This is a genomic window from Cupriavidus sp. 21MJTG02-4 (genome assembly GCF_057798975.1).
On sequence record NZ_JBYOJP010000040.1, the window covers coordinates 1 to 10,275 of the forward strand.

The 10,275-nt window shown below is 63.0% G+C and carries 7 protein-coding genes and 1 pseudogene; 6 read left to right on the forward strand and 2 right to left on the reverse strand.

The window, feature by feature from the left end:
- The 6 genes from pgk to AC3FKH_RS34170 form a co-directional block, all read left to right on the forward strand.
- A partial coding sequence (pgk, locus tag AC3FKH_RS34145; RefSeq protein WP_488680076.1) for a phosphoglycerate kinase occupies window positions 1-236 on the forward strand: 236 nt, incomplete at its 5' end.
- A 39-nt stretch (window positions 237-275) separates the two neighbouring features.
- Entirely contained in the window at window positions 276-1,313 is a 1,038-nt protein-coding gene (fba, locus tag AC3FKH_RS34150) for a class II fructose-bisphosphate aldolase (protein ID WP_488680077.1), read from the forward strand.
- Between the two features lie 147 nt (window positions 1,314-1,460).
- Window positions 1,461-3,740: an FdhF/YdeP family oxidoreductase gene (locus AC3FKH_RS34155; protein ID WP_488680079.1), complete on the forward strand. Its 2,280-nt coding sequence runs from the start codon at window positions 1,461-1,463 to the stop codon at window positions 3,738-3,740.
- A 145-nt stretch (window positions 3,741-3,885) separates the two neighbouring features.
- Window positions 3,886-4,803 (forward strand): bestrophin family protein, encoded by a 918-nt coding sequence (locus tag AC3FKH_RS34160; protein ID WP_488680081.1) that lies wholly within the window; start codon window positions 3,886-3,888, stop codon window positions 4,801-4,803.
- A 268-nt stretch (window positions 4,804-5,071) separates the two neighbouring features.
- Complete coding sequence (locus tag AC3FKH_RS34165; protein ID WP_488680082.1) at window positions 5,072-5,845, forward strand: L-serine ammonia-lyase, iron-sulfur-dependent, subunit alpha; 774 nt, start codon at window positions 5,072-5,074, stop codon at window positions 5,843-5,845.
- Entirely contained in the window at window positions 5,832-6,344 is a 513-nt protein-coding gene (locus AC3FKH_RS34170; RefSeq protein ID WP_488680084.1) for a flavin reductase family protein, read from the forward strand. Before AC3FKH_RS34165 ends, AC3FKH_RS34170 begins: the two co-directional genes overlap by 14 nt.
- A 35-nt stretch (window positions 6,345-6,379) precedes the next feature.
- Here AC3FKH_RS34170 and AC3FKH_RS34175 read toward each other — a convergent pair whose 3' ends face one another.
- Window positions 6,380-9,820: an adenylate/guanylate cyclase domain-containing protein gene (locus AC3FKH_RS34175; protein ID WP_488680086.1), complete on the reverse strand. Its 3,441-nt coding sequence runs from the start codon at window positions 9,818-9,820 to the stop codon at window positions 6,380-6,382.
- Between the two features lie 309 nt (window positions 9,821-10,129).
- Window positions 10,130-10,275: pseudogene (locus AC3FKH_RS34180) on the reverse strand (S-(hydroxymethyl)glutathione dehydrogenase); the annotation flags it as partial.

Consider the following 10,275-nt stretch of genomic DNA (forward strand, 5'->3'; position numbering starts at 1 on the left):
TGGGCGTGTTCGAGTTCGACCAGTTCGGCAACGGCACCAAGGTGCTGGCCGAAGCCATCGCCGATTCGAAGGCCTTCTCGATCGCCGGTGGCGGCGATACGCTGGCCGCCATCGCCAAGTACGGCATCGCCGACCGCGTGGGCTACATCTCGACCGGCGGCGGCGCGTTCCTGGAATTCCTGGAGGGCAAGACGCTGCCCGCCCTGGCCGTGCTGGCGCAGCGCGCCATCACCTGAACAGCTCATCGAATCCACATCAAGCAAAGGAGACTCATCATGGCACTCATATCTCTGCGCCAACTACTGGACCACGCGGGGGAGTTCGGCTACGGCGTGCCGGCTTTCAATGTCAACAACCTGGAGCAGATCCACGCCATCATGGAAGCGGCGGAGGAAACCAATAGCCCGGTCATCCTGCAGGCTTCGGCTGGTGCCCGCAAATATGCGGGCGAGGCCTATCTGCGGCATATGGTGCTGGCCGCCGCCGAGACGCATCCGGACATTCCCATCGTGCTGCACCAGGACCACGGCTCCAGCCCGGCGGTCTGCCAGGCTTCGATCCGCTCCGGCTTTACCAGCGTGATGATGGACGGCTCGCTGCGCGAGGATATGAAGACACCATCCGACTACGACTACAACGTTGACGTCACGCGGCGAGTGTGCGAGATGGCGCATGCGGTCGGCGTGTCGGTGGAAGGCGAACTCGGCTGCCTGGGCTCGCTCGAAACCGGCCAGGCCGGCGAAGAGGACGGCGTGGGCGCGGCGGGCACGCTGTCGCACGACATGATGCTGACCGACCCGGCACAGGCGCGCGACTTTGTCGCCCGTACTGGCGTGGACGCGCTGGCCATCGCCATCGGCACCAGCCACGGCGCCTACAAGTTCTCGCGCCAGCCCACCGGCGACATCCTGGCGATGGACCGCATCCGCGAGATCCACGAGCAGATTCCCGACACGCACCTGGTGATGCACGGTTCCAGCTCGGTGCCGCAGGAGTGGCTGGAAATCATCCGCCAGTACGGCGGCGACATCAAGGAGACCTATGGCGTGCCGGTCGAGGAAATCCTGCGCGGCATCAAGAACGGCGTGCGCAAGGTGAATATCGATACCGACATCCGCCTGGCCATGACCGGCGCCATCCGCAAGTCGCTGTCCGACGACCGTAGCGAGTTCGATCCGCGCAAGGCGCTGCTGGCGGCCAAGAAGGGTGCGAAAGGCGTGGTGAAGCTGCGCTTCGAGGCGTTCGGCTGCGCCGGGCAGGCTGCACGGATCAAGCCGGTCGTGCTGGAGAAAGTGGCCAGGCTCTATCTCTGACGGGCCGGCATCCTACACTTGTTCCTGACTTTCCCTGTGGAGGCCAACGACGACGACATCAGCGCTGAATGAAGGAGGGTGCCGCCCAGCGGCGTGACTAAAGACATGACCGTTTCCAGGAAGCCTGGAGCGGTCCAAGGAGCGAGCATGGCCAATCGACGCGAAGTGCCTGGCATTCGGAACTACGACGGTCCTGCGGGAGGATGGGGCGCGCTTCGTGCGACAACGCAAGCGATCCGGCTCCAGATGGACAGCGTCAAGGCGCCGATGACACTGCTTCGGACCAATCAGCCTGACGGCTTCGATTGTCCGGGGTGCGCGTGGCCGGACAAGGAGCACCGGTCCACGTTCCAGTTCTGCGAGAACGGTGCAAAGGCCGTCACGTGGGAAGCGACGACCAAACGCGTGCGTCCCGACTTCTTCGCGGCCAACACCGTAACGTCCTTGCTGCAAAAATCGGATTTTGAATTGGAGGACATGGGACGGCTGACCCACCCGCTGGTTTACGATCGCGCCACCGACACGTTCCGTGCCGTCGAGTGGGAGGATGCGTTCTGCCGGATCGGGGAAACCCTGCGAGGCCTGCAGCCCGACCAGGTCGACTTCTATACGTCCGGCAGGGCCTCCAATGAGGCCGCTTACCTGTTCCAGCTCTTTGCGCGGGAATATGGAACGAATAATTTTCCTGATTGTTCGAACATGTGCCACGAGCCCACCAGTGTCGGGCTGCCGCAATCGATTGGCATTGGAAAAGGAACGGTTTCACTAGAGGATTTCGATCAATGTGAACTGATTATTTCCATTGGGCATAATCCCGGAACAAATCACCCGCGGATGATGGGAACGCTGCATGAGGCGGCGCGCCGCAATGTTCCGATTATCGTATTCAATCCGCTGCGCGAGCGGGCGCTGGAAAGATTTGCCGATCCCCAGAACTGGCTTGAGATGGCAACTTATGGCTCGACCCAGATTGCATCGATCTATTACCAGGTCGATGCCGGCGGGGATGCCGCCGCGCTCAAGGGAATCATGAAGGCGCTTCTCGCCATGGACGCCGATCAGGGCAACGTCCTGGATCGCGATTTCATTGCGCTATATACCGAGGGATTCGACGACTTTGCGAACGACCTGGACGCGACCTCATGGGAGGATATTGAAAAGGCGAGCGGGCTCAGCCGCGCTGATCTGGCGCAGGTCGCAAAGCTGTACGCGGAGTCCAATGCGACGATCGTCACGTACGGGATGGGCGTCACCCAGCATAGCAAGGGCACGGCAAATGTCCGCCTGATTGCCGACCTGTTGTTCTTGCGTGGTAATTTTGGCAAGCCAGGTGCCGGCATTTGCCCATTGCGCGGCCATTCGAATGTGCAGGGCAACCGGACGGTCGGCATCACCGAAAAGCCGTCGGCGGATTTCCTGCAACGGATCGAAGATGTCTTCGGATTCCAGCCGCCTCGGGAACACGGGCATGATGCCGTCAAGACGGCGCAGGCAATGATCGATGGGAAGTGCAAGGCGCTGATATGCCTGGGCGGAAATTTCGCTGTCGCGCTACCTGATTCGGAGCAGTCGTTCCCGGCGATGGGGACGCTTGACCTGAGTGTCCACATTGGTACGAAGCTCAATCGCACCCATCTGCTGGTCGGGAAAGAAACCTACCTGTTCCCTTGCCTTGGGCGCACGGAACTCGACGTGCAGGCTAGCGGACCGCAATCGGTGACGGTTGAGGATTCGATGTCGATGGTCCACGCATCGGCCGGGAAGCTCACACCTGCGTCAGAATCATTGCGATCGGAGCCGGCAATCGTCGCCGGCATGGCGCAGGCGACCTTGCCGAACAGCAAAGTCGCGTGGGCGGATTTGATTGCAGATTATGACCGGATCCGCGACCTGATCGAAAAGACCGTCCCGGGCTTCGAGGATTTCAATGCACGCATCCGGGCGCCTGGGGGATTCCGTTTGCCCCTCCCGCCGACTGAGCGGAAGTGGCCGACGCCGTCGGGCAAGGCGGTATTCTCAGTGTATGGCGGGGTGAAGGAGGATGCGGACGTCCTGGGCGGCGAAAACGTCCTGCGCCTGATGACCATCCGCAGCCACGATCAGTACAACACCACCATTTACGCCCTGGACGACCGGTATCGCGGCGTGTTTGGGCGGCGAGACGTACTGTTCATGAGCGAGTCGGATATGTCTGCTCGCGGGCTGGAGCACGGGGATCTGGTTGACATCGAGACAATCGCGCCCGGCAGGGATCTGCGCCTGAAAGGCCTCACCGCTATCGCCTACGCCAATATCGCGCGGGGCTCGGTGGCGGCGTACTATCCGGAAGCGAACGTTCTGGTTCCGCTCGACTTCATCGACCAGGAAAGTGGCACGCCGTCGTACAAGTCGATCCCCGTGCGCGTGGTGCGTTCGGAGGTGATGTGACTCGCTTCTTGCCACAAGGAACGGCGGGTGGCTAGGGCACCCGCCGGCTCGCCGGCAAGACGCCGGGCCGCGGCGAGCGAGCCTCCGTGATTGGACCTTTGGCGGGCAAAGGTCCAACTTTTATGCAGGTGGCTGGAGAACAATCATGATTGTGCGACCAAAGAGAAACTGGTTCAGCATGTTGTTCGTGTGGAACGGTTCGGTCCTGCAGGCGATCATTCCACAGCTTGTCTTCCTGGCATTTGTCAGTAGCTTCGCCGTGCTGACGCACGGGCGTATCCTGGGCGAGAAGATACCGCTCAATACCGCCCCGTTCACACTTTTTGGCATCGCGCTGACCATTTTCCTGGTCTTCCGGAACAACGCGAGCTATGAGCGCTTCAAGGAAGCGCGGCTGATGTGGGGCAACATGCTGATCTCGGCACGGTCGCTCACTTCGCAGATTCTGAGTTACATCCCTGAAAACGGCAGCGTCGATCGTATCCAGCTGATCCGTAGCCTGATTGCCTTTGTGTATGCCTTGAAGCATGAGTTGCGAAAGACCGATCCGGGTTCGGATTTCACCAGACTCCTTGGGAAGGATGCCGCCGAGCGCTTGGGGCTGAAGCATTATCGACCGGTCGCGCTGCTCAATGACATCAGGTCGGAGATCGGCCGGCTCCAGTTTGCCGGAGTCGCTTCCGATGCAAGCCTGTGGCTGTTCGATACGCAGATCAATGAGCTGGAGAAGGCCGTGGGCGGTTGCGAACGGATCGCGTCGACGCCGATTCCTTTCGCGTACGGTGTCCTCTTGCACCGTACGGTCTACGCATACTGCATCATGCTGCCGTTCGGGCTCGTCGATTCCACGGAATTGTTTACGCCAATCGTTTGCGTCTTTGTTGCCTATACATTGATTGCGCTGGAGGCCATTGCGGATGAAGTTTCCGAGCCATTCAGCACGGCTCCCAATGCGCTGGCGCTGGATGCCATCGCCTGCAACATCGAGCGCTCCGTGCTCGAGCTTTGTGGTGGCGAGGTTCCCGCGCAGACGGTTCCGGATCGCCATTACCAGTTGACGTGATCGATGCAACTGCATGGCCGCACGCAGGAGCGCGAGTCGATGAGGTGTTTCGTCGGACGATCGGCAGACCATGGCTGGCTCTGGCAATCGACAAGCCGGCGCGTTCAGTGTCGCCCCTCACCTTGGCGCGAATGTCATAACGTGACGGCGGTTTGGTTCTATCGCCGATCCCGCAAGATCTGATGTACTTGCGAAACGCCCCCCCAGGGCGTACGGCGCTCCGATCGGAGCGATTGGAACAGATACCGCAGCGATGGTCGAGGGCAGCATGTCCGTCAGCACATTCGATATTTTCAACGTTGGAATCGGGCCGTCCGGTTGGAATGCCGCTGGGACCATGACCGCGGCCCGGGACTTGAAATTGCAGAACGTCGACGGGCATCCGATTCCTTATCCCTTTCGGACCAGCGAGGAATTGTTCCAGTTGTGCGAGGAGTCACGCCGCACCATTGCCGACCTGATGCTCGAGAACGAAAAGTGCTGGCGAAGCACCTACGACATTCGGGTCAGGCTGCTCGCCATAGCCCGCGCCATGGCCGCCAGCGTTGCGGAAGGCGCCGCGACAGCCCAGACACGTGACGCCGCGGACGTCACACCCGTTGTGCTTCAGTACTACCGTGCTTCCGTTCCCGGGGCTAGCGAGCAAGGTGTGCTGGATTTCCTTTTAACCGCCGCGGCAATAGGCATTCTTTACAGCGATGGCGCGCGGATATCCGGGGCCGGGGTCGGCTACCAGGATGACGTCGGGGCGGCGAGCTCGATGGCGGCCGCGGGCCTTGCCGCGGTGCTGGGTGGTAGCAACGAACAGATCGGGGACGCCGTCGAGATCGCATTGACGCACAACCTTGTCATGCGCCGTGATCCGATGGAAGGCCTTGTACAGATTCCCGGTATCGGAACCAATGCCAGGGGCGCCATTGCGGCAATCAGCGCTGCACGAATGGCGTTAAGTGGCAGGGGCCATCGCGATGTCTATCGCATGGCATGGACGGCAGCGGAAGCCTCGGCACAGCCGGAAGGGATTGGTTATGGAGCATATTGACGGCCTGACCCTGCGCAAGGCGCTGGGTGCGTTCCCCACGGGGGTGACTGTGATGACCACGCTGGATGCCAGCGGACGGGCGTGCGGAATTACGGTCAACTCGTTCAGCTCGGTTTCGCTAGACCCACCGTTGATCCTCTGGAGTCATTCACTGTCCTCAAGAAGCTACCCCGTGTTTCGGGATGCCGAGCGCTTCGTGGTCAATATCCTCTCGGAGCATCAGGTTCACATATCCCGGCAGTTCTCGACGGCCAGCGACGACAAGTTCCGCGATATTTCCCTCCGATCCGGCTTGGGAGGTGTGCCCATCATCGGTTCATGCGCCGCAAACCTTGAGTGCGTGAAGGTCTCCGCCCATCCTGAAGGCGATCATGTCATCTATATCGGAAGAGTGATCCGCCTGGAGCGGTCGGAGCACCGGCCCCTCGTCTTCGGGGATGGGCGCTACCTGGTCGCACGAGACCATCAGCATGATGAACGCGAGGCTGTGCTCGCCTAGAACCGAGGACCGCGCTTATCCCGTCGGCCAGGGGCTTACCGTTCCCCGAGATCGGCGAGCAACGCCCGGGCCTCGCGCAAGTCCGCGGTGTCAAAGCCTTCGGTGAACCAGCCGTAGATCTCGCGCAGCAAGGAACGGCCCTCGTCATGCCGGCCCTGTTGCTGCCACAGGCGGCTTAGCGCGACCGCCGCCCGGAGTTGCGGCGATCGGGCTTCCTGCCTGCCAGCGATCGCGATCGCCCTCTGGAAGCAAGCCTCGGCTTCGCGGACGCTGTCGTTCGTTTTGCCCGATGACCGGACCGCTTCGAGCAGCGTCAGTTCTCCCTTGAGCCGATGCAATTCGGCTTCGTGCAACCGCTCTCCGGTGCGTTCCACAGCCGCTAGCGCCTCGGCCACCGCCGCAAGTCCTGCCTCGACTTGTCCCGCCCTGGCACAGGTTTCGGCAAGCCGCGCCAGGAAGTGCGTGCGTCGAAGCTCGGCGCCGGTTTCGCGGTAGGCACCCAGGCCTTTCCGTATGAGATCGATCCCCTCTTGCACTTGGCCGCCTGCAGCCAGGGCACAGCCCGACAGCAAGGTTCCGCAAGCCAACCCGTACGGCAAGCCATAGTCGGTCGCCAGAGCAACCAGCGCCTGCGCGAGATCGAGAGCCGGCTGCACTTCACCGCGGAACAGCCGGACCTCTGTCGCGGCGATCAGCGCATCGGCCGAGTCCGAAGGATGGGACGGTGTCTGGGCCAGGGCGAGCGCCTCCTGGCTGCGGGTGCAGGCTTGATCCGGATAGCCGAGCATCCAAAGATCCATCGCAAGCAGGGCCAGACCCTGCACACCGGGTTCGAGGCCATAGACGAAGGCATGTGAACGGTGCTGCTGTGGGTCGTAGAGCGCCATGGCCTGCTCCAGCCGGGCACGGGCCGCAACCAGTTCGCCAAGATAGAACAGGTTGGCACCCAATGCCCGGCGGGCCTGGAGCAACAGCGCGGGATCCTGCGCCTGCTCGGCCTGGCCAAGCAGTTGCTCCGCCAGGTCGCGAGCGGTACGCAGTTCCGCACGCACGGTGTAGAACGTGCGCAGCCCCATCAGGGCCGTGAAGAGCTGGGTCGTCTCCCCGAGCTGCTGACACAACGCCAGCGCACGGCTGTACGTCGCACCCACTTCCCCGGCAGCGAAGCCTCTGGTCACCATCAAGGCCGGACCGAGGGTGATCTGCAGCGCGAGTTCCTCTTCTGCGCGCGCGGGCCCGTCGGGCAGGCCGGCTAGCAAGGTCAGCGCCAAAGCCAGGTGAGTAACCGCTTCGGCGTCAGCCGAGCGTTGCACGGCCTGGCGTCCGGCGCGCCGCAGGTACTCCACCGCCTTTGAGGTGTTGCCGCTGCGGCTGAAATGATAGGCCAGCTCGCTGCAGTGCTCTTCGATCTGGGCGCTGAAGAGGGACTCGATCGCCTGCGCGGTGCGCTCGTGCAGAGCACGGCGCCGCTCGCTCAGCAGCGAGCCGTAGGTCACCTCCTGGGTCAAGGCATGCTTGAAGCTGTACTCCACCTCCGGGAACGCCGGTTGTTCGTAAATGAACTCGCCTGCCTGCAGCCTGGCCAGCAGGCTCTTCGTCTTGTCCTGGGGCTGCTCCACTACGCGGGCCAGCAGGCTCCAGGGAAAAGTCTTGCCGATCACGGCCAGGGTCTGCAGCAGCGCTTTCTCCGCGGGCTGCAGGCGGTCGATGCGGGCGGCGAGCACTCCCTGAACGGTAGCGGGAATGTGCAATTTGCCGGGAACCTGCTCGAGACGGTAATGCCCGCGTTCGCCGCGCAGCACCTGGCCTTCGACCATGTCCTGCACCACTTCCTCGATAAAGAAGGGGTTGCCCTCGGTCTGCTGCAGGATCAGCTGCTCGAGCCGGGCAAGTCCCGGGGCATCGCCCAGCAGCGCGCGCACCAGATCCCGGGCTTCGGCTTCGCCAAGGGGATCCAGGCGCAGCTGGGTGTAATAGCTCTTGCGGCCCCAGTCGTGCCAATACTCAGGCCGGAAGTTGACCAGCAGGAGAATGCGCGCGCTGGGCACGCTCTCGCCGAGAAAGCCCAGGAAAGCCTCGGTTTCGCTGTCGAGCCACTGCAGGTCCTCGATGATCAGCTCCAGCGGCTGGGCCAGGCTCTCGCGCACGAGCAGCCGCTTGATCGCCTCGAAGGTACGCTGCTGGCGGATCTGGGTGTCCATCTGCGCCAGCGCAGAGCCAGGCTCGACGGCGCCAAGCAAGTGGAACAGATAGGGCAGGCTGTCTTCAAGCGCACGGTCCAGTGTCAGGAGCTTGCCAGTGAGCTTTTCGCGCCGCCTGCGCTCATCGTCTTGCGCGGTGATCTGGCAGTAGTTCCGCAGCAGCTCGATCAGCGGCAAATAGGGATAGGCCTTGCCGTGCGACACCGAGAAGGTTTCGAGCACCAGGCAATCGCGCGGCGCAAGCAGCTTGAATTCATGGCAAAGCCGCGACTTGCCGACCCCCGGCTCGCCGACCACGCCGACTATTTGCCCATGCCCGGCCCGTGCCCGCGCGCGCGCTTCGCACAACTGTTCGAGCTCGCGCGTCCGGCCGACAAAACGCGCCAGGCCGCGGCTGGCCGACATCTGCAGCCGCGTGCGCAGCGGCCCCAGGCCGAGGACTTCGAAGACCGCGAGCGGCTCGCGCAGTCCCTTGATCGGCGTCGCGCCGAGGGCTTTGAAGGCGAAATAGCCCTCGGTCAGGTTGTGGGTGTGTTCGCTGGCGACGATCGTGCCAGGCACTGCGATGCTCTCCATGCGCGAAGCGATATGGATCGAGTTGCCCACCGGGTCGTAGTCGGTGTGCAAGTCCTTGATCCGGATGGTGCGGACCACCACTTCGCCGGAGTTGATGCCGACGCGGATCTGCAGCGCGATGCCCTGGGCGAGACGGACGCCGTCCGCGTAGTGGCGCATGGCTTCCTGCATGCGCAGCGCCGCGAGCAAGGCCCGCTGCGGATGGTCTTCGTTCGCGATGGGCGCGCCGAACAGCGCCAGGATGCCATCGCCCATCGACTTGGCCACATAGCCCTCATAGTGATGGACAGCCTCCATCATCAGCGCCAGCACCGGGTCGATCAGGCGGCGGGCATCTTCGGGATCGAGATCATGGATCAGGCCGGTCGAGCCAGCCATGTCGGCGAATAGCGCGGTGACCATCTTGCGCTCGCCGTCCGCAGGGCTTCGGGCTTCCAGTTCTGCCTGGGCGGCCCGGATGCGCTCGGCCAGATAGGGCGGGGTGTAATCGACGGGGGCGCTGGACGCCGTTGCCGGGGCAGGGGGGGCCGCGCCCGAGGCAGGAGAGCCCCCCAGCGGCGCGCCGCATTCGCTGCAAAACTTGGCGCTGACGGCTGCCTCTTGTCCGCAGGCGGGGCAGACGCGCACCTGCCTGGCGCCACATTCCTCACAGAACTTGGCGCCTGCCGGATTCTCGAACCCGCATCTTGCGCAGCGCATGGGGTTGTCCCCCTTGGAAGCCAGCGATGGCCAACGATTGAATCTTAGCGCCTGCGCGGGGCGTGTCCGGTCGGGGCACCCAATTCTTCAGCTGCGTCCGGCATTTCGGCGCGATCACTTGGCAGTTGCCAGGGCAACCGGCTGGCGCAAGTGATCTCGGGTGTTCATGCCGCCCGACTTTTTCTTTGAAGCGTCGAGGACGTTGCTGGCGCGGCCTGATGTGGCCCGCTCATTGCCGGTACCAGGGCGGCCGGCCAGGCTGAACCTGAGCCGGCGGCGTGCCACCGGCCCACGGTCATGCCGAGCCCCTCAGTACAGCACCACCGAGCGGATCGACTCGCCGCGCTTCATCAGGTCGAAGCCTTCGTTGATGCGGTCCAGCGGCAGCGTGTGCGTGATCAGGTCGTCGATATTGAGCTTGCCATCCATATACCAGTCGACGATCTTCGGCACGT

What these genes read in the sequence shown, in the direction of transcription:
- AC3FKH_RS34160 (WP_488680081.1), top strand. Translation starts at nt 3,886, where the DNA reads ATGATTGTGCGACCAAAGAGAAACTGGTTCAGCATGTTGTTCGTGTGG.
- AC3FKH_RS34165 (WP_488680082.1), top strand. Translation starts at nt 5,072, where the DNA reads ATGTCCGTCAGCACATTCGATATTTTCAACGTTGGAATCGGGCCGTCC.
- AC3FKH_RS34175 (WP_488680086.1), bottom strand. Translation starts at nt 9,820, where the DNA reads ATGCGCTGCGCAAGATGCGGGTTCGAGAATCCGGCAGGCGCCAAGTTC.
- fba (WP_488680077.1), top strand. Translation starts at nt 276, where the DNA reads ATGGCACTCATATCTCTGCGCCAACTACTGGACCACGCGGGGGAGTTC.
- AC3FKH_RS34170 (WP_488680084.1), top strand. Translation starts at nt 5,832, where the DNA reads ATGGAGCATATTGACGGCCTGACCCTGCGCAAGGCGCTGGGTGCGTTC.
- AC3FKH_RS34155 (WP_488680079.1), top strand. Translation starts at nt 1,461, where the DNA reads ATGGCCAATCGACGCGAAGTGCCTGGCATTCGGAACTACGACGGTCCT.